The sequence below is a fragment of the Thauera terpenica 58Eu genome (assembly GCF_000443165.1).
Classification (GTDB): Bacteria; Pseudomonadota; Gammaproteobacteria; order Burkholderiales; family Rhodocyclaceae; genus Thauera; species Thauera terpenica.
In genome coordinates this window covers 65,308-83,822 of sequence record NZ_ATJV01000092.1, presented here as the reverse complement: position 1 = coordinate 83,822, position 18,515 = coordinate 65,308, and the positions used below count along the sequence as shown (strand labels likewise).

16 protein-coding genes are annotated in these 18,515 nt (G+C 66.3%); 7 read left to right on the top strand and 9 right to left on the bottom strand.

Translation table 11 applies throughout. From position 1 onward, the window contains the following. The first annotated feature begins 1 nt into the window (after position 1). Entirely contained in the window at positions 2-1,027 is a 1,026-nt protein-coding gene (locus tag M622_RS36515; RefSeq protein ID WP_021250685.1) for a class I SAM-dependent methyltransferase, read from the top strand. After that, positions 1,024-2,058 (top strand): lysylphosphatidylglycerol synthase transmembrane domain-containing protein, encoded by a 1,035-nt coding sequence (locus M622_RS36510; protein ID WP_021250684.1) that lies wholly within the window; start codon positions 1,024-1,026, stop codon positions 2,056-2,058. The genes M622_RS36515 and M622_RS36510 overlap by 4 nt, the downstream gene beginning before the upstream one ends. Here M622_RS36510 and M622_RS36505 read toward each other — a convergent pair. Continuing rightward, the gene (locus tag M622_RS36505; RefSeq protein ID WP_021250683.1) at positions 1,992-2,831 is read right to left on the bottom strand and encodes a RibD family protein; all 840 of its coding nucleotides are present in this window, start codon (positions 2,829-2,831) and stop codon (positions 1,992-1,994) included. The genes M622_RS36510 and M622_RS36505 overlap by 67 nt on opposite strands. A 203-nt stretch (positions 2,832-3,034) precedes the next feature. Here M622_RS36505 and M622_RS36500 point away from each other — a divergent pair, with 203 nt between their 5' ends. Continuing rightward, positions 3,035-4,192: a GTP cyclohydrolase II gene (locus M622_RS36500; protein ID WP_021250682.1), complete on the top strand. Its 1,158-nt coding sequence runs from the start codon at positions 3,035-3,037 to the stop codon at positions 4,190-4,192. 51 nt (positions 4,193-4,243) lie between these two features. Here the strand turns inward: M622_RS36500 and M622_RS36495 are convergent, their stop codons facing one another. Beyond that, positions 4,244-5,041: a creatininase family protein gene (locus tag M622_RS36495; protein WP_021250681.1), complete on the bottom strand. Its 798-nt coding sequence runs from the start codon at positions 5,039-5,041 to the stop codon at positions 4,244-4,246. A gap of 263 nt (positions 5,042-5,304) precedes the next feature. Between M622_RS36495 and M622_RS36490 the strand changes: the two genes are divergently transcribed. After that, a complete protein-coding gene (locus M622_RS36490; RefSeq protein ID WP_021250680.1) occupies positions 5,305-6,924 on the top strand; it encodes a sulfatase-like hydrolase/transferase in 1,620 nt (539 codons plus the stop codon). A gap of 37 nt (positions 6,925-6,961) precedes the next feature. Here M622_RS36490 and M622_RS36485 read toward each other — a convergent pair whose 3' ends face one another. The 6 genes from M622_RS36485 to M622_RS36460 form a co-directional block, all read right to left on the bottom strand. Further along, positions 6,962-7,309, bottom strand: coding sequence for a DUF488 domain-containing protein (locus M622_RS36485; RefSeq protein ID WP_021250679.1), 348 nt, complete (start codon positions 7,307-7,309; stop codon positions 6,962-6,964). A gap of 62 nt (positions 7,310-7,371) precedes the next feature. Further along, the gene (locus M622_RS36480) at positions 7,372-7,662 is read right to left on the bottom strand and encodes a hypothetical protein (RefSeq protein ID WP_021250678.1); all 291 of its coding nucleotides are present in this window, start codon (positions 7,660-7,662) and stop codon (positions 7,372-7,374) included. A gap of 31 nt (positions 7,663-7,693) precedes the next feature. Then, positions 7,694-8,947, bottom strand: coding sequence for a DNA recombination protein RmuC (locus M622_RS36475; RefSeq protein WP_021250677.1), 1,254 nt, complete (start codon positions 8,945-8,947; stop codon positions 7,694-7,696). A gap of 9 nt (positions 8,948-8,956) precedes the next feature. After that, the gene (locus tag M622_RS36470) at positions 8,957-11,452 is read right to left on the bottom strand and encodes an ABC transporter permease (RefSeq protein WP_021250676.1); all 2,496 of its coding nucleotides are present in this window, start codon (positions 11,450-11,452) and stop codon (positions 8,957-8,959) included. Between the two features lie 12 nt (positions 11,453-11,464). Further along, positions 11,465-12,646 (bottom strand): M20 aminoacylase family protein, encoded by a 1,182-nt coding sequence (locus M622_RS36465; RefSeq protein WP_021250675.1) that lies wholly within the window; start codon positions 12,644-12,646, stop codon positions 11,465-11,467. A 156-nt stretch (positions 12,647-12,802) separates the two neighbouring features. Continuing rightward, complete coding sequence (locus M622_RS36460) at positions 12,803-13,729, bottom strand: LysR family transcriptional regulator (protein WP_021250674.1); 927 nt, start codon at positions 13,727-13,729, stop codon at positions 12,803-12,805. Between the two features lie 102 nt (positions 13,730-13,831). On the opposite strand from M622_RS36460, the gene M622_RS36455 reads away from it, so the two are divergent. The 3 genes from M622_RS36455 (at position 13,832) to ettA (ending at position 17,031) form a co-directional block, all read left to right on the top strand. After that, entirely contained in the window at positions 13,832-14,608 is a 777-nt protein-coding gene (locus tag M622_RS36455) for a ferredoxin--NADP reductase (RefSeq protein ID WP_021250673.1), read from the top strand. A gap of 106 nt (positions 14,609-14,714) precedes the next feature. Beyond that, a complete protein-coding gene (locus tag M622_RS36450; RefSeq protein ID WP_021250672.1) occupies positions 14,715-15,197 on the top strand; it encodes a glutathione peroxidase in 483 nt (160 codons plus the stop codon). Between the two features lie 169 nt (positions 15,198-15,366). Then, positions 15,367-17,031, top strand: a complete 1,665-nt coding sequence (gene ettA / locus M622_RS36445; protein ID WP_021250671.1) for an energy-dependent translational throttle protein EttA — start codon at positions 15,367-15,369, stop codon at positions 17,029-17,031. 64 nt (positions 17,032-17,095) lie between these two features. Here the strand turns inward: ettA and M622_RS36440 are convergent, their stop codons facing one another. Next, the gene (locus M622_RS36440; RefSeq protein WP_021250670.1) at positions 17,096-18,301 is read right to left on the bottom strand and encodes an MFS transporter; all 1,206 of its coding nucleotides are present in this window, start codon (positions 18,299-18,301) and stop codon (positions 17,096-17,098) included. Positions 18,302-18,515: the final 214 nt, after the last annotated feature.

Here is an 18,515-nt window from a genome sequence, read left to right as displayed (position 1 = left end):
CATGCCCGCCCATCGCCCTGACTCCGCCAGTCCTGATGCCCCCGGCCCAGTGCCAACCCAGCCTCACCCCGACACCGTGTTCGATGCCGACTGGCTGAGCTTGCGCAGCGCAGCCGACACCCGGGCACGCAGCGCGGCGCTCACCGCCCGCCTCGCGGCCTGGCTGACGCAACGCGCTCCAGGCCGCACGCGAGCACTGCGGCTGAGCGACCTGGGCAGCGGCAGCGGCGCCAACCCACGCTATCTCGCCCCCCGTCTGCCCGGCCCACAACGCTGGCACCTGTTTGATCACGACCCACGCTTGCTGGAGCACGCGCGCCAGCACTGTCTTGCGCTATGTGATCGCGATGGGCAGCCGATCAGCGCCGAGACCGAGCTTGTCGATCTGCGCACGGTACACGCCGCAGCGCTCGCCAACAGCGACCTGATCACGGCTTCGGCCATGCTCGACCTGGTCGACGCCAGCTGGCTGGAGGGCTTCGCTGACATCTGCCTGGGCATCGGCTGCGCGGTGCTGATCACCTTGAGCGTGGACGGACGCTGGCACATCGACAGCGGAGGGGTGGGCGGCGCAGGCGCCACCCCTGGCGCCGATACAGACCCGGACGACGATTTCGTGCGCGCGATCTTCAACGAACACCAGCACCGTGCCAAAGGGGGGGCACGCGCACTCGGCCCGGATGCCGCCGCGCGGCTGGCCGAGTTGCTGCAGGCGCGCGGCTTTGTGGTGGAGCTGGCACCCAGCCCGTGGCAGCTGTCGGCCGCCGTTCCCAGCCAGGCCGCACTCGCCCGCGCGCTGATCAGCGGCTGGCGCGACGCCGCGCTCGAGCAGCGCCCGCAGGCCCGCACCCGCATCGATAGCTGGCATCAGCGCCGCCAGAACGCACTGGCGCAAGCGGCGCGAACACAAGGACGGCTCAACATCACCCTGGGCCATCTTGATCTGCTCGCGCTGCCACCCCCTGCCGCGCTCACGCCCACGCACGATCCCTCCCCGCCCTCGGCAAACAGCCCTCACCGTCGATGAAGGCCCGCAGCCCGCGCCGCCGGCTGCTTGCGCGCCTGCTGCCCGCCCTGTTCAGCCTGGGCCTGCTGGCAGCGCTGCTTGCGCAGCTCGATATCGCGGCCTTGCGCGCCGCCTTCGCCGCCCCCTCGCCACCATGGCTGGCACTGGCGCTGGCGCTGAGCGTGCCGCAGATGGCGCTGTCGGCCTGGCGCTGGCAACTGACTGCAGCCAGCCTGGATGCGCCGCTGCCCTTTCGCCATGCCTTCGCCGAGTACTACCTGGGCAGCTTTCTCAACCAGGTGCTGCCCGGCGGGGTGATCGGCGACGCCAACCGCGCCCGGCGCCACGCCCGTCGCCCGCTCGCCGCAAATCGCGCGCTCGGCGCAAAGCTCGGGACGCGCGCGCGCCCGGCTTCCGGTGCAGATTCCGGCTCAGGTTCGGGTTTCAGCGCAGAATCGGCCGCAGGCACGCGCTCCAGCGCCTGGCTGGCGGTACTGCTCGAGCGCAGCTCGGGCCAGGTGGCGATGCTGTTGTGCGCACTGGCGACCCTGCTGCTCTCGCCCACCATCGCCCACGTGCTCGGCGCGCTGCCCGGGCGTACACAGGAGCCGGGCCTTGGCCCCGCCCAACTTGCGCTGGGCCTGAGCGTCGGCGTGCTGCTGGTGCTGGTCCTGCGCGGCAGCCGGCTGCTGCGCACCTTCGCCCGCGCAGTGCGGCTTGCCCTGCTCGCACCTGCGCTGCTGTGGCGCCAGCTGCTGAGCTCGCTTGCGCTGGCAACGAGCTACATCGCGGTCTATTTCTGCTGCACACGCATGCTCGGCATCGACACCCCGGCCCCGCTACTGCTTGCGCTCATCCCCTGGGTATTGCTGGCGATGGCCATCCCGCTGTCGATGGCAGGCTGGGGCCTGCGTGAAGGTGCGGCGGCAGTGCTGTGGGCGGCCGCGGGGCTGGACGTGAGCCAGGGCGTGGCGATCTCGATTGCCTACGGCATGGTGGTGCTGACATCGACGCTGCCCGGCGCCTGGGTGCTGATGCGGCGCGGGACATGAGCGTCGGCGTCAGCGCGCGCATCGTGCGCGGAATGCGCAGCAAGGCGCAGATCGAGATCGAAGATCGTATCCTCGCCACAAGCAAAGACCCGACAGCGCGGGCGCCGCGCCTCATGCACACTCAGCACCGGCGGCAGTTGCAAGCCCGCACGACCGGATCCGATGAGCAGCGGCGCAATGAGAAAATGCATGCGATCCAGCGCTCCGGCCTGCATGAAGCGCGAAATCGTCACCCCGCCGCCTTCGATCAACACCCGACGCAAGCCCTGGGCATGCAGCCAGTCCAGCACCGCCAGCACATCGAATCCACCTTCTGCCGTCGTCGGCAAAGAGATCCGGCGCACGCCTGGCGGTGCCTTCGTAGCGCAGCCTGGCCCCACCAGCTGTATGGTCAGCGCCGCACCGTCGAACGCCAGCCGACGATCCCCGCCCATGCGCGCGCGCGGATCGAGCACCACCCGAACCGGGTTCCTGCCCTTGACATGACGCACGGTCAGCAAGGGGTCATCGTCATTGACCGTCCCCACCCCCACCACCACCGCATCGACCAGCGCACGCAGGCGGTGCAGGTGGGTACGGGCCTGCAGCCCGTTGATATAGTGCGAAGCGCCGCTCTCGGTAGCGATGCGGCCGTCCAGACTTTGCCCCAGCTGAGCGATCGCCAGGGTCTCCATGCGCGCCACGAGCGGCAGGAAAAGGTTCAGCAGATCAATCGTTTCGGCGCTCAGCGCATGTTCACAACGCCAGGCTCCGCCAAGCTCGACCTCGAGCAAAAGATCTCCGGCGTGGAACCTTGTGAGCGGATAAAGGGCCCAATCGTGGGCGTGGGCTTGCAAAATGCAGTCCCAGCCCCAATTTGCAGAAAAATTTCCGCCAGACATTGCGCACCCCTCATTGATTCGATTTGCGTCCCCCTCGCCACACGGCGGGGAGCGCGCGCTTACAACAACCTGAACACCCGACCGGAGAACAACCGATGCGCCAAGCCGAACGCGCAATTTTCGATCTGCGACGCGGCCTTCCCGTGCTCGTGCGCAACAACGGCAGCGACACGCTCGTCCAGGCCGTTGAAGGGCTGAACGACAGCGCACTGGCAGCGCTGCAGGCGCTGAGCGGCTCGCCCGCCTGCCTGGTGCTGTCCAGCCACCGCATGGCGGCGCTCGGCTTCAGCGAGGTCAAGACGCCGGTCACACTTTGCCTGGCACCGCTACCAGACAGCGTCCGGCTGCGCGAGTTCGCCGCCCAGCGCGGCGTGCAACTGCCGCCAGGCACACCCCAGGCCGCTGCCGACAAGGCCGGCCAGGCCACCATCCGACTGCTGTCACGGGCCCAGCTGCTGCCGGCAGCGGTGAGCTGCGTGGTCACGCCCGCGCAGTCGGCAGCGGTCGCGGCCGCGCTTGCCAGTGGCGAGCTGCTGGCGGTCGAGGCCGACACAGCCTTGCAGCTTTGCGCCAGCGGTCCGGGCGGCTTGAGTCGCGTGAGCGAGGCGCGCGTTCCGCTGATCGATGCCGAGGAGAGTCGTTTCGTGCTGTTCCGCGAACCCGACGGCATTCGCGAACATGTCGCCATCGTCATCGGCGATCCGGGCGCATGGCCAGCGGATGTGCCGGTGCGCCTGCATTCGTCCTGCCTCACCGGCGATCTGTTCGGCAGCCTGCGCTGTGACTGTGGCGAGCAGCTGCGCCGCGGCGTGGCAGCGATTCACGCCCAAGGCGGCGGTGTTCTGCTTTACCTGTCGCAGGAAGGCCGCGGCATCGGGCTGGCCAACAAGCTGCGCGCCTACGGCTTGCAGGACGAGGGCCTGGACACCATCGACGCCGACCAGATCATCGGATTCTCCCAGGACGAGCGCGACTTTCGCGTTGCGCACGAGATGCTGGAACAACTTGGCGTGTCACGCATCCTGCTGTTGACCAACAACCCGAGCAAGGTCGCAGCCCTGCAGCGCGCGGGCATCAACGTCACCGCACGCCAGGCGATCTATGGCGAGGTCACCGAGCAGAACCAGCGCTATCTGACCACCAAGGCCAACCGCCATGGTCACTGGCTGCACGAACTCCTCAATGAACAGGGCGAGCCCGCCTCGGATGGGCCGGAATGCCTGCCCGCGCCCGCGACCGCAGCGCGCAGCTGATCACCATGCCGAGCACTGCCACAGCACGAACGCGGCAGTGCTCGGCATCGCTCAAGCGATCTCATCGCGCAGACAGGACAGGTCGAAATCGTATGTCTCCTGCAGCAGGCGCGCCAGTTGCTGGGCGTAGTGCGTAACGAGGCGCGCACCCATCCCTGCGCTCGCCAGGCACGCATTGCCGGTGGCGCCGCAAGGATTCAGATCTTGAGCCATCCACGCAAAACCGGCTTCGCCTTCGGCCCCCAGCAGTGTTCCTGCCGCAGCCATGCGCCGACCAAGCGAGTCGAAATCCGCGATCCGCTCGACGCGCACCTTCGTCGGCGCCAGATGCAACATCATGGCGGTTTCCAGCGCGCCACCGTGCAGGCCATGACGCAGCTCATCTACCGGCAGCACATCGACCGGCGGCGTGAAACGAAAATAGTTGGCACGCACGACGAGCATGCGATGCGCTGCGCGCAGCTTGAGCGCCGCCAGATCGACCACCGCCTTGTTGCCGCCGTGGCTGTTGAACAGCACCAGGCGCTTGAAACCTGCCGCTGCCACGCGCTCACCCAGCTCCGACACCACCGCCAACGCGGTCTCCGGGCTCAGACTCAGGGTGCCGGCAAAGGCGCTGTGTTCCAGGCTGAGGCCCACGGCCAGCGCGGGCAGCACGCAGATGGGCAGTTCCGGGCGCAGCTGCGGCAAGGCGGCGGCGAGCAGTCCGAGCGCGATATCAAGATCGGTCGACAGCGGCAGATGCTCGCCGTGCTGCTCGATCGCAGCCAGCGGCAGCACCGCGACCCCGCCCGCGGCCGCAATGCGGGCGACTTCCTGCGGCGTCCTGTCCTGCCACCAGGGGCTCACGCGCGCTGCTCCTTGTTGTGGGCTCATCATCGAAACTCTCTCATGTCGGGTAATCGTCTGGCTGGGCATCGGCAGGCGCAGGCCCATTCAGCCCTCAGTCCATTCCACAGCCCTGCGCAGCATACCGGGCCGAAGCACGCGACAGGATTGAAGCTCATCGCATTGAAGCCGAACGCCGCTGCGCCTGCACGCGGGCAGCTGCAGCGCACCGTCTTGAAAAACAAGGATCAGGCCCTCCGCCGCCGCTGCACAAGGCGAGCTTCATGAAGTCCCTTCCCGCCGTCCTCAAAGCCGCGCTCGCACTGCTGGTGCTGAACACATTGCTCAGCTTCGGCAACGCCTGGCCGAGCTTGTGGCCGTGGCCCGCGGCGCGAATATCGATCGAACTCGCCGCAATCGCACTTGCGCTGTCCTTGTTCAGCCTGCGCGGCGCGCTGCGTCGCGCCGTCGTGGTGGGCACATCGCTCATCCTCACCGCCTGCGTCGTATTGCATTACGCCAACATCACCGCCCCTGCCATCCTGGGGCGTACGCTGGATTTCTACTGGGACGGGCAGCACGTGTGGGAAGTCCTGAAGATGGGCACGGCCGATGCTTCGATCGGCAGCCTGCTGGGCCTCACCGCCGCGCTGCTGGGGGTCGTGCTTGGTCTGATCGCACTGCAGGCAGTGATCCGGCGCTGTGTGGTGGCGCTCGGCGCCGGCCTGCAGGATCACGGCGTGCGGGCGGGCGTGCTCGGCATGGCCGTGCTCACGCTCGCGCTGGGGACGCTGGCCCCGCGTTTTGCGCCGCCCCTGCAGGCTGCGTTCGCACCCTCGGTCAGCGCGCTCCTCGTCACCCAGGCGGACATGCTGGAGCGCGCGCTGTGGCACGCTGACGACGAAGCCCTGCTCGGCACGAGCCCGCGCTTCGACGCCAACCTGGATGCACTGGGCGGCGCCGACGTCATCATCGTGTTTGCCGAAGCCTACGGTGCGATCACCCTCGACAACGCGGAGTTCGCCGCCACGCTGCAACAATCGCGCGCCCGCTTCGATGCGAGCATCACTGCCAGCGGACGTCAGGTGGTGTCGGCTCGGCTAGGCTCGCCCACCTTTGGTGGAGGCTCCTGGCTGGCGCACTCGGAGCTGCTCTCCGGCCTCGACATGCACGACCCCAACGCCTATCGGCTGCTGCTGAAGTCCAAGCGCCCCACCCTGGTCCGGCATTTTGCCGCCAAGGGCTATCGTACCGTCGGCTGGCTGCCCGGCATCCAGCGCGCCTGGCCGGAGGGGCGTTTCTATGGCTTTGAACGCATCGCCGACGCCGACGCTATCGGCTATCGCGGCCCCGCCTTCGGCTACTGGCGCATCCCGGACCAGGCTGCGATGGCGCAGCTCCAGCACCAGGAACTGGATGGCGCCGATGGCACGGATGGCGCTACCCGACAGCCGCGGCTGGTGGTGTTCCCGACCATGAGCACGCACGCCCCTTTTCGCCCGCTCGCGCCCTATGTGCCGGACTGGGCCGCCGTGCGCGGCGCAGACGCCTATGCGGACGCCGCATCGGTGAGCGCGCGCGCCGCGCCGGTGAGCTGGGATGAGCCCATCCCGGCCTATCTCGCCACCCTGCGCTATCAGTTCGACTGGCTATCCGGCTGGTTGGCGGAGCATGCGCCCCGCGACGCGGTGGTGATCGTCATCGGCGATCACCAGCCTATCGGCACGGTGAGCGGCCCGGGTGCAAATTGGGAGGTGCCGGTGCATGTCATCACGCGCAACGAAACGGTGCTGGAACGGCTCAGGGCGCGCGGATTCAAGGCCGGATTGCTGCCCGCTGGCCCCGCTCTGGGGCCGATGCGGGCGCTGACGCCGCTTCTGGTCGAGGCCTTCGCACAGCCCTGAGTTGCGCGCTGCAGGCGCAGATGCGACAAGCGCTCGCTCAGGTGCCGTGCTCGAGCACTTCCTTGAGAACCAGCGCCTGGTTGTGTTCTTCGTCCTTGGCGCCGTAGATCAGGGTCACCTTGCCCTCACGCACCAGCGCACGGATTTCTGCCAAGCCCGGGTTGTCCTTGAGTTCGGCACGATAGCGCTGCTGAAACTCGGACCACTTCTCAGGATCGTGCCCGAACCACTTGCGCAGTTCGGTCGACGGTGCCAGCTCCTTGCGCCACAGGTCGATGCTGGCCTCGGCTTTCTTCACCCCGCGCGGCCACAGCCGATCCACCAGCACGCGCACCCCGTCGGATTTGTCCGCTGGCTCATAAGCTCGCTTCAGGGAAAGGCTCATGATCTCTCCTTTTTCGCGTAGGCCCTGGTTGCGCTGAACGGACAGACGCTGGCGCGGCCGTTCTAGGAGGCCGGCTCTGGCTCCGGCGCACGCTCGTAGCGATAAAGCAGGGTGTTGCAGCTCACACAGGACACGATACGCTGCTCATCGTTGCCCGAGGCCAGGCCGTCGTCCTTGAGCTCATCCTTGCCACAGGCGTGACAGGCTGGAACGGACTTGCCCTGGCTGGCGAGGAAGTCCTCGCGCAGCGGCAGCTCGCGCTTTTTCCTTTCATTGCGCTGGTGTGCATACAGCACTAACCAGGCGATCAGGAACACCGTCATGAGGAAAAGTGTGGGCAGAAGTTTGGACATGGGTTTCGCTTTCGCTGTGGAGCGCCCGAGTTTAGGCAGGAGGCCGGGTGCTGTAACTGTTTGTGGTCAACTCTACGACCTCAGGGTCGAGCCCCAGTTCATCCACCTCATCAAGGCGGGCGGACTCGATCTTGTGGAAATGGGCTGTGATCTTGCGACTGGAGGTCTGCACATCCTGCACGTCACGACTGGCCTGCTCGATGTGACGCGCGAGCGCCGCCATGCGTTCATCGAAGCGTTGAAAATCCTTCGCGAGCTTGCCCAGCGCGTCCTTGATGACGTGGATCTGCTTGCGGGTCTCGACGTCCTTCATCACCGCGCGCGCGGTGTTGAGCACCGCCATCAAGGTCGTCGGCGACACGATCCACACCCGCTTGCGCTGCGCATGAGCGACGACCTCGGGATGATAGGCATGAATCTCGGCAAACACCGCCTCGGCAGGCAGGAACATCACCGCGCCATCGGAGGTGATGCCGGGCAGGATGTACTTGCTCGAGATCGCATCCACATGGCGCTTCACATCACCGCGGAAAGCCTGCTGTGCGCTGCGGCGATCATGTTCGCCGGCGCCGATTTCAAGCATGCGATGGTAGTTCTCGAGCGGAAATTTCGCGTCCACCGCCACCAGCCCGGTGGGGGCCGGCAAGGTCAGCATGCAATCGACGCGGGTGCCATTGGGCAGCACATGCTGGAAGGCGAAGGCGTCGGGCGGCAGCATGTTCTGCACCAGGGCCTCGAGCTGCACCTCGCCAAAGGCACCGCGCGCGCGCTTGTCCCCGAGCAACTCCTGCAGGCTGACGACGTTGGTGGTCAGGCTGTCGATCTTTTTCTGGGCTTCGTCGATCGTGGCCAGGCGCGCCATCACGCTGACGAAGGTCTCGTTGGTCTTGCGAAAACCCTCGTCCAGACGCTGACTGACCTGGCCGGACAAGGTGTCCAGGCGCCCATCCACGCTCTGCGTCAAGGTCTGCATGCCACGCGACAACTGCATTGACGCGGCAGTGAGGCCACGCTGCAGCAGATCGCGGTCGGCGCGCGCGTGCTCACCGATGCGGTCGGTCTGGCGTGCCAGGCCTTCATGCAGATCGCGCAGCAGCTCGCGGTGCTGGGCGTGGAGCTGCTCGTCCATCTGCTCGGCCAGCGCATCGGCCAGACGCATGTGCAGGGCACGCTCGGCGCCAAAGCTGCGCAGCAGCAGCCACAGCAAGAGCAGGAGCGCGGCCGCAAGCAGGCCGGCGAGCAGCAGCTCGGTGCGCGTCATCTCCGCCAGCATCAGCAAGGGCATGCGTGGGCCTCAGGCCAAGGCACGCAGGCTGGCCAGCGGCGGGCGCGACAAGAGCTTGCGCGTCCCCAGCCAGCCTCCCAGCACCACACCGCCGGCACCGAGCAAGACCGCCACCAGCACCGGCAGCAGCGCCGGCACATAAGCCATCTTGAACACCTGCCCGGCCAGCGCCCAGCCCAGCGCGCTGGCGCCGATGCCGGCCAGCACGCCGGCGATCCCGCCCAGCACCAGAAACTCGGCGAGCAAGGCCTGGCGCACCTGGCGGTTGCGCGCACCCAGGGTGCGCAACATGGCGAGCTCGTATTCACGCTCGTCGTGGGTGGCCTGCAGCGCGGCGTAGAGCACGACCAGACCGGCGAGCACGGCAAAGCCGAACACGAACTGGACGACGACGATGAGCTTGTCGGTCATCGCCTGCACCTGCGCGATGACCGCGGCGATGTCGATCACCGACAGATTGGGGAACTGCGCCACCAGCCGGGTGGTGAAGTCATGGCTGGAAGCCGGCAGGTGGAAGCTGGTGATGAGGCTGGCCGGGAAGGGCTCGAGCACGCCTTCGGAGGCGATGAAGAAGAAGTTCACCCGCATCGAATCCCAGTCCAGCTTGCGCACGCTGGTGATCGGTGCCTCGACGCGCCGGCCGGCAATCTCGAACGCGACGCGGTCACCCACCTTGAGGCCGAAGGTCTGCGCCAGGCCCTGCTCCACCGAAAACTGCGGCTGCGCTGCGTTGCCATGCCAGCGCCCGGCTTGCACCGCGTTGCCGCTGGGCAGATCGGCGGTGTAGGACAGGTTGAACTCGCGCTCGGCCAGGCGTCGGGTGCGCTCGTCCTCATAGTCAGCGGGAGCAACCGCGACGTCGTTGATCGCCACCATGCGCCCGCGGATCATGGGCTGGATGACGGGACGCGGCAGGCCTGAGTCGGCAAAGAGGTCGCTGACCCCAGCGCGCTGCTCAGGCTGAATGTTGATCACAAAACGATTGGGGGCGTCGGGCGGCGCCATCGCACGCCAGCTGTCGAGCAGATCGCCCTGTACCAGGGTGAGCAGAAGCAAGGCCGTCATGCCCAGGCCGAGCGCCGCCACCTGGATCACGCTCGCGCCCATGCGACGCCCCAGCGACGCGACACCATAGCGCCAGCCGCCACCACGCAGGCTGCCCTGGCCCTTGAGCTGGCCCGCCAGGCTCAGCGCCCCCCAGGCGGCGAGCGCAAACACGCCCAGTGCGAGCGCAAAGCCCGCGGCGACCAGCGCCCCCAGGCGCACATCCGCGGCGATCCAGAAGATCAGACCGAGCAAGGCCGCCAGGCCCAGCGCCCAGGCGCTGCCCGACACCGGCTCGGTGAGCTCGAACTCACGCCGTAGCACGCGCAGCGTGCTGACCCCGCCCAGGCGCAGCAATTGCGGCAACACGAACCCGGCCAGCAAGGCCATGCCCACCACCAGCCCATGGGCCAGCGGCAACATCGAGGGCGCCGGCAGCTCGGTGGCGAGAATCTCTCGCAGACCACCCGCCAGACCCCATTGCACCGACCAGCCCAGCGCCGTGCCCGCCACTGCCGCCATCAGGCCAAAGAACAGGAATTCACCGACCACGATGCCCAGCACCTGCGCCTGGCCTGCCCCCAGCACGCGCATCACCGCACAGCCGTCGAGGTGGCGCGCCATGAAACGCCTGGCCGACAGGCCCACCGCCACCGCCGCCAGAATGACCGCCAGCAAGGCCGCCAGGCGCAGGAAGCGCTGCGCCTGGTCGAGCGCGGCGCGCACTTCGGGACGGGCGTTTTCCACCGTCTCCACGCGCTGACCCCGCTCTAGATTGGCGCGTGCCCACTGCTCATAGGCTTCCACCGCCTGCGGCGTTCCCGCCACATGCAGGCGCCAGGTGGCGCGGCTGCCTTCGGCGATCAAGCCGGTGGCGGCGAGGTCGAGCTGGTTGAAGATCGCGCGCGGAAGCAGGCTGAAGAAATTGGCCCCGCGGTCGGACTCGAAGCTGACCATCGCGCCCACCCGAAACGTCACTTCGCCCAGGCCCACGCTGTCACCGACCTGCACCCCCAGATCGGCAAACAGGCGCTCGTCGAGCCACAGCTCGCCGGGCGCGGGCGACCTGCCGGCGGCGGCATCGGGCTGATTGGGGCCGGGGGCGAGACGGATCTCACCCCGCAGCGGATAGCCTTCCTCCACCACCTTGACGCCGGTCAGCATGGCGGTTTCGGCGGTGCTGGCCATGCTGGTGAACAGCACCGTGCCCGCACTGGTGAGGCCGCGCTCGCGCGCCGCAGCGATGAAACGCGCGGGCCAGGGGCGATCGGCGCTCAACAGCAGATCGCCCCCCAAGAGCTGGTTGGCCTCGCGGTCCAGCGCACGCCCGACCCGATCGGCAAGAAAGCCGACGCTGGTCAGGCTGGCCACGGCAATGACGATCGCCAGCCCGAGCAGGTGCAATTCGCCCGTACGCAGGTCGCGCAACATCATGTGGAAAGCGAGACGCAAGGTTTTCATCGATATTTCCGTTCAGCGCCCGGACGACAACAGGGTGCGCACCAGCTGGCACCAATAGGCTGCCCCGGTGGGCAGCACAGCGTCGTTGAAGTCGTAGTGGGGGTTGTGCAACATGCAGCCGCCCTCGCCCGGGCCGTTGCCGATCCAGACGTAGGCGCCGGGTTTTTCCTGCAGAAAATACGCGAAGTCTTCCGCGCCCATGCTCGGGCGGCGGTCGGTGAACACGCGCGCTTCTCCGGCCACGGCACGCGCGGCCTGGGCGCACAGCGCGGCCTCGGCGGCGGTATTGACCGTGGGCGGGTAGCCGCGGCGAAACTCGAAGCAGAGCTCGACACCGTGGCTCTGGGCCACCCCCTCGGCGATCTGGCGCAGGCCGCGCTCGAGCTGGTCGCGCACAGCGGGGCAGAAGGTGCGCACCGTGCCACACAGCTCGGCACGGTCGGGGATCACGTTATAGGCCTCGCCAGCGTGGAACTGGGTGACCGACACCACGCCGGCGTCGATCGGATCCAGCCCGCGGCTGACCAGGGTCTGCGCCGCCTGCACGAAGGCTGCGCCGGCGACCACCGGATCCACGCCCAGGTGCGGCATCGCAGCGTGCGCGCCGACGCCGGTGAAGCGGATGTCGAAGCGGTCGGCGCTGGCCATGACCGGGCCGCTGTGGATGGCAAAGCTGCCCGCCTCCATGCCCGGCCAGTTGTGCATGCCAAAAACGGACTCCATCGGAAAGCGATCGAAGAGGCCATCGGCGATCATCGCCGGCGCGCCACCCTCGCCTTCTTCAGCCGGCTGGAAGATCAAGTACACCGTGCCGTCAAACTCCTTGCGCGCGGCCATCCCCACCAGCGCCTCGGCAGCACCGAGCAGCATCGTCGTGTGACCATCGTGACCACAGGCATGCATGTGGCCTTGAACGGTGGATCTGTGCGCAAAGTCGTTGCGCTCGGTGATCGGCAGCGCATCCATGTCGGCGCGCAGGCCGATCGCACGCAGGCTGCGGCCACCGCGCACCACGCCCACCACCCCGGTGACGCCAATACCACGGTGGGTTTCGACGCCCAGGGACTCGAGGTGACGGGCGACGATCTCGGCCGTGCGGTGCTCGGCAAAGGCGAGCTCGGGATGGGCGTGGATGTCACGGCGAATGGCGGTGAGTTTCTCGTGCAAAGGACGAGTGAATTCGATGACGCTCATGGCTGCACCGTGCGAAGGGAGTCGGTTGGGGTGATGAGTGTAGTACACGCATTGCCTGCTGCGGAGTCGGGCACCCACCCCGCCACCGTTCAGCACGCAAGCCCGTCTGAAGCGCAGTTGAGGTGGAAGTTCCCGCCCGCGTCCGCGGCGGCACGCTCAGCGTACCAGCGGCAGGTGAATTTCGTGACTGCGCTCGGCGCCTGCCGTGAACGCCCGGCAATCCTCGAGAAAGCGGCGAATGGCGGCGCTGTGGTACTTGCCGCGGTGCCACACGAAGCTGAAGCTGCGGCGCAGATCGAGCTCTGGCGTCTCCAGCGCCACCAGGCTGCCACGCCGAAAGGCATCACGCAGAGCAAGCCGCGACAGGCAGCCCAGACCGAGGCCGCTTTCCACCGCGCGCTTGACCGCCTCCGTGTGTTCCAGCTCCAGACGCGGCACCATGGCGCCCGGCCGATGGCGCAAGGCCTGGTTGAGCGTTTCCCGCGTGCCCGAGCCGCGTTCCCGCATGATCCAGGGCTCGTCGGCAATCTCGGCCAAGCTGACGGTCTCGCGCCCCGCCAGCGCATGCTCGGGTGCACAAAACACCACCAGTTCGTCCTCGACCCAATGTTCCACTTCCAGTTCGACATCGGTCACCTGCCCCTCAACCAGGCCAAGATCAATCTCGTAGCGGCGCAACATCGCTGCAATCGTGCTCGTGTTGTACACCTGCAGCTTCACCCGACTTTCCGGATGGCTTTGCAGGAAGCCGGAAACGATGAGCGGCAGCAGATAGTTGCCGATGGTCAGCGTCGCACCCACACGCAGGCTGCCCAGGCCGCGTTCGCCACGCAGCAAGGCGTCCATCTCCTCGGCGCGGTCGAGCAGTTCCACCGCATGGGGCAGCACCAGCCGGCCTTGCTCATTAAGGCGCAGCCGCTTGCCATGGCGGTCGAACAGCTGCTGGTCAAACTGATTCTCGAGCTCGGCGAGCGCGGCGCTGGTGGCGGATTGGGACAGGCTCAAAGCCTCGGCGGCACGCGACACGTTGTCGCTGCGGGCGATGGCGACGAAAGCCTGGATCTGACGCAAGGTGAATCGCATATCACTATAACAGGTAAGAGTTATCGAAATTATCCACTAAATCGGTAAGCCAACCCACCTAGAATCAACGCCATCGTCAATCCGTCCTGCAAGGGCACCGTCATGAGCAATCTGCTTACCGAGCGCGTCATCAGTGTTCATCACTGGAACAACTCCCTGTTCAGCTTTCGCACCACGCGCAGCCCGGCTCTGCGCTTCGAGAACGGCCAGTTCGTCATGATCGGATTGGACGTCGAAGGCAAGCCCCTGACCCGCGCCTACAGCATCGCCAGCCCCAATCACGAAGAGCATCTCGAGTTCTTCAGCATCAAGGTGGCGGACGGGCCGCTCACCTCGCGCCTGCAACACTTGCGCGAGGGTGACCCGATCGTGGTCAGCAAGAAGCCCACCGGCACCCTCGTGCTGCACGATCTGAACCCTGGCAAGAATCTGTACCTGCTCGCCACCGGCACCGGCCTCGCACCTTTTCTGAGCGTGATCCAGGACCCCGAGACCTACGCCCGCTTCGAGAAGGTGATCCTGGTGCACGGCGTGCGTTTCGTGTCCGAACTCGCCTACACCGACTTCATCACCCGCGTGCTGCCGCAAAACGAATATTTTGGCGATGCGGTGCGCGCGCAACTGATCTACTACCCCACGGTGACACGCGAGCCCTTCCACAACACCGGCCGTATCACTCATGTGATGGAAACGGGCAGACTGTTCGACGACATCGGCCTGCCGGCGCTGGATCCGGCGCATGACCGGGTGATGATCTGCGGCAGCCAGGCGATGAACAAGGACTGCTGCGACCTGCTCGATGCGCGCGGGTTCACGATGTCACCGCGCATTGGCGTGGCCGGGGACTACGTGATCGAGCGCGCCTTCGTCGAAAAATAGAGCGCTCAATGCCAAGAATTTCCTCAGCGCAGGAAACTCGGGCGCCTCCGACACGGTCCATTGCTGCACCCTTAACATCAACAACGACACCCACGGAGAGCCCCGCATGTCTTCCGAGCTGTATGACATCGAAGTCCAGCGCCTGAAAGGCGGCAGCACCACCCTCGGCGAGTACGCCGGCAAGGTGCTGCTGATCGTGAACACCGCCAGCGCATGTGGCCTGACCCCGCACTACGCCGGCCTGGAAAAGCTCTACAAGGACTACGCCGCACGCGGCCTGGTCGTGCTCGGCTTTCCATGCAACCAGTTCGGCGCCCAGGAGCCTGGCAGCGCGGCAGAGATCACGGCCTTCTGCGAGAAGAACTACGGCGTCAGCTTCCCGATGTTCGCCAAGGTCGAGGTCAATGGCGACGACGCACACCCGCTTTTCAAATACCTCAAGCAGCACGCCAAAGGCGTGCTTGGCACCGAAGCCATCAAGTGGAACTTCACCAAGTTCCTGGTCGACCGCGAGGGGCTCGCGGTCGAGCGCTTTGCGCCGACCACGGAACCGGCAGACATGGTGAAGGATATCGAAGCGCTGCTGTGAGCTGAGCGCGACGGCCCGCCGACGCGAAGCAGCCCGCGGTGCTCGCTCGCCGGGTCCATTGAGGCCATCACACCCCGCGTCCGGTGGACGCGCATCTGCCCCAAGCGTGCCGGCTCGCACCCAGTCGGGTAAACTGCCGCTCTTTCCGCTCCTTCTGTAAGGCAGTTCGATGGCCCAATACGTCATGTCGATGCTCCGCGTGAGCAAGACCGTTCCGCCCAAGCGTCAGATCATCAAGGACATTTCCCTCTCTTTCTTCCCCGGCGCCAAGATCGGCCTGCTCGGCCTGAACGGCTCGGGCAAGTCCACCGTGCTGCGCATCATGGCCGGGGTGGATAACGACTACGAGGGCGAGGTCCAGCGCCTCGCCGGCCAGCGCATCGGCTATCTGCCGCAGGAGCCCGAGCTCGACGCAAGCAAGACCGTGAAAGAGGAAGTCGAGTCCGGTCTGGGTGAAATCATGGAAGCGCGCGAGAAGCTGGACGCGGTGTATGCCGCCTATGGCGAACCGGATGCCGACTTCGACAAGCTCGCCGAGGAGCAGGCGCGCTACGAGAACATCCTCGCCACCGCGGGCGGGGACATCGAGACCCAGATGGAGATCGCCGCCGACGCGCTGCGCTTGCCGCCCTGGGATGCCGTCATCGGCAATCTCTCGGGCGGAGAGAAGCGCCGCGTCGCGCTGTGCAAGCTGCTGCTGTCCAAACCCGACATGCTGCTGCTGGACGAACCGACCAACCACCTCGACGCCGAATCGGTCGAATGGCTGGAGCAGTTCCTCACCCGCTTCCCCGGCACCGTGGTGGCCGTCACCCACGACCGCTACTTCCTCGACAACGCCGCCGAATGGATCCTGGAACTGGACCGCGGCCACGGCATCCCCTGGAAGGGCAACTATTCAAGCTGGCTGGAGCAGAAGGGCGAGCGCCTGGCGCAGGAATCCAAGCACGAAGCCGCGCACCAGAAGGCGATGAAGCAGGAGCTGGAGTGGGCGCGCTCCAACCCCAAGGCACGTCAGGCCAAGTCCAAGGCGCGTCTGGCGCGCTACGAGGAAATGTCCAGCGTCGAATACCAGCGCCGCAACGAAACCCAGGAGATCTTCATTCCACCCGGCGAGCGCCTGGGTGACAAGGTCATCGAATTCAACGGCGTGAGCAAAGCCTTCGGCGACAAGCTGCTGATGGACAATGTCAACTTCAGCATCCCGCCCGGAGCCATCGTCGGCATCATCGGCCCCAACGGCGCCGGCAAGTCCACCCTGTTCAAGATGATCGAAGGCCGCGACACGCCGGATGCGGGCATCGTCGATATCGGCAGCACGGTGCAGATCGCCGCGGTCGACCAGACCCGCGAGGGCCTGGCCAACGACAAGACGGTGTTCGACACCATCGCCGACGGCGCCGACATCCTCACCGTGGGCCGCTTCGAGATGCCGAGCCGCGCCTACCTCGGGCGCTTCAACTTCAAGGGCGGCGACCAGCAAAAGCTGGTGGGCAACCTGTCCGGTGGCGAACGCGGCCGCCTGCACCTGGCCAAGACCCTGATCCAGGGCGGCAACGTACTGCTGCTCGACGAACCGTCCAACGACCTCGACATCGAAACCCTGCGCGCGCTCGAAGATGCGCTCCTTGAGTTTGCCGGCTGCGCGCTGGTGATCTCGCACGACCGCTGGTTTCTCGACCGCATCTGCACCCACATCCTGGCCGCCGAAGGCGATTCGCAATGGTTCTTCTTCGCCGGCAACTATCAGGAATACGAAGAAGACAAGAGAAAGCGCCTGGGCGAAGAAGGCGCCAAGCCCAAGCGCATCCGCTACAAGCCGATCGCACGCTGACCGGGGCCGCAGCCGAGCCGCAATGCAGTTCGGCTGCCAGGCCAGTCGGGACAGCGACGTGCCACTATTTGAGTGGTCCGGTCCCGCGCCCCTGCCTTTCGCTGAAGCCGTACACGACGGTGGCCAGCGCCAGCGCGCCTCCGAGCAGGATGAACAGCAGCCGGTACTGCTCGCTCGGGCTCATTTGCGCTTCGTAGCTCATCCCCATCATCCATCCACTGATGCTTTGAATCAGCGCGACGCCGACGAAGCTCAGCGCCGTCAGGAAGGCCATGCCGCGGCCATGGTAGGCCGGTGCCAGAAAGCTCCGGCTATGGGCCATCAACAAGGGGTAGTTGAAGCCAAACAGCCCGATCGCGACGAAGGCCCACATCGCGAAATTGGCCCCCTCGGATGGATAGATCGCCAACAGCAAGAGCGGCACCAGGGTCAGCACCGAACTGACGATCACCAGCCGCCGCGTGTTTTTCAGAAACCGGTCCAGCACCCCCAGCATGAAGGTGCCCACCCCCAGGGCAATCGACATCGCAAAGATGACATTGCCCCGCTCTCCGGTATCGAGCTGGAACACCTCGGCCAGGTAAGGGCCGCTCCACAGTCCGCGAATCGCCATCAGCACCGCGTAGCTGGCCAGAAACATCGGGACAATCGGCCACAAGCCACGCACGGTTGTCACCCGTGCCATGCCGCGCAGCATCGCCGTCAGCGACTGGGGCTCGCCGACGGGCCGGTCCGGCTCCAGCCATAACAGGCAGCAGCTGGCCGCCGCTGCCGCCAGGACCATGACGAGCAGCAGCGCAGACCGCCACCCCAGCCATTCGGTTACCAGAGCCAGGGGGGTGGTGCCAAGCAGATCGCCGATGCTGCCGACCGCGATCACCAGCGCGGTGATATAGGCAAAACGTTCGGGCGGGTAATGGCGGCCGACAAACAGCATCGAACCGGTAAATATCGGTGCACAGCCGACGCCAATCAGCACCTGCCCAACAAACGCGACGGAAGATGTTTCGGCTATCGAAAATAGGACGGTACCCAGTACCGCCAGCCACATGAACAGGCCGATGGTCAAACGTGCGCCAAGCCGATCAAGCGCCAGACCACAAGGGACCTGAGCGATGGCGAAGCTGATGAAGAAGGTCGACGACAACAGACCCAGACCACTCTCGTTCAGCGCCAGGTCTGCCGAGATCTCCGGCGCAATCACCGAAATCATGCCGCGATAAAACAAACTGATCGCATAGGCAAAACAAAGTATCGACAAGTTGCGCATACGGCCCTATCCATGAAAAAAATCGAGCCCTCCTGCATGGGGCTCGATACACATCATAGCTGTGACCGCCGGGCGCGCAGGCAATTACCGTGCGTGGCACACCTCAGCAGCACCCGAAGCAAGATCGTCAACGCTCAAGCCTGCGCCGCGTCGCACGGAGCCCACCCTGGTCCCCACCCCAAGCCAAGCCCGCTGCAGTCAGATGCAGCGGGCT

Bases quoted from the DNA above. Each gene is read 5' to 3' on its own strand.
- M622_RS36460 (WP_021250674.1), bottom strand. From the start codon at position 13,729: ATGCGATTCACCTTGCGTCAGATCCAGGCTTTCGTCGCCATCGCCCGC.
- ettA (WP_021250671.1), top strand. From the start codon at position 15,367: ATGGCCCAATACGTCATGTCGATGCTCCGCGTGAGCAAGACCGTTCCG.
- M622_RS36515 (WP_021250685.1), top strand. From the start codon at position 2: ATGCCCGCCCATCGCCCTGACTCCGCCAGTCCTGATGCCCCCGGCCCA.
- M622_RS36475 (WP_021250677.1), bottom strand. From the start codon at position 8,947: ATGCCCTTGCTGATGCTGGCGGAGATGACGCGCACCGAGCTGCTGCTC.
- M622_RS36450 (WP_021250672.1), top strand. From the start codon at position 14,715: ATGTCTTCCGAGCTGTATGACATCGAAGTCCAGCGCCTGAAAGGCGGC.
- M622_RS36470 (WP_021250676.1), bottom strand. From the start codon at position 11,452: ATGAAAACCTTGCGTCTCGCTTTCCACATGATGTTGCGCGACCTGCGT.
- M622_RS36440 (WP_021250670.1), bottom strand. From the start codon at position 18,301: ATGCGCAACTTGTCGATACTTTGTTTTGCCTATGCGATCAGTTTGTTT.
- M622_RS36480 (WP_021250678.1), bottom strand. From the start codon at position 7,662: ATGTCCAAACTTCTGCCCACACTTTTCCTCATGACGGTGTTCCTGATC.
- M622_RS36455 (WP_021250673.1), top strand. From the start codon at position 13,832: ATGAGCAATCTGCTTACCGAGCGCGTCATCAGTGTTCATCACTGGAAC.
- M622_RS36510 (WP_021250684.1), top strand. From the start codon at position 1,024: ATGAAGGCCCGCAGCCCGCGCCGCCGGCTGCTTGCGCGCCTGCTGCCC.
- M622_RS36490 (WP_021250680.1), top strand. From the start codon at position 5,305: ATGAAGTCCCTTCCCGCCGTCCTCAAAGCCGCGCTCGCACTGCTGGTG.
- M622_RS36465 (WP_021250675.1), bottom strand. From the start codon at position 12,646: ATGAGCGTCATCGAATTCACTCGTCCTTTGCACGAGAAACTCACCGCC.
- M622_RS36485 (WP_021250679.1), bottom strand. From the start codon at position 7,309: ATGAGCCTTTCCCTGAAGCGAGCTTATGAGCCAGCGGACAAATCCGAC.
- M622_RS36500 (WP_021250682.1), top strand. From the start codon at position 3,035: ATGCGCCAAGCCGAACGCGCAATTTTCGATCTGCGACGCGGCCTTCCC.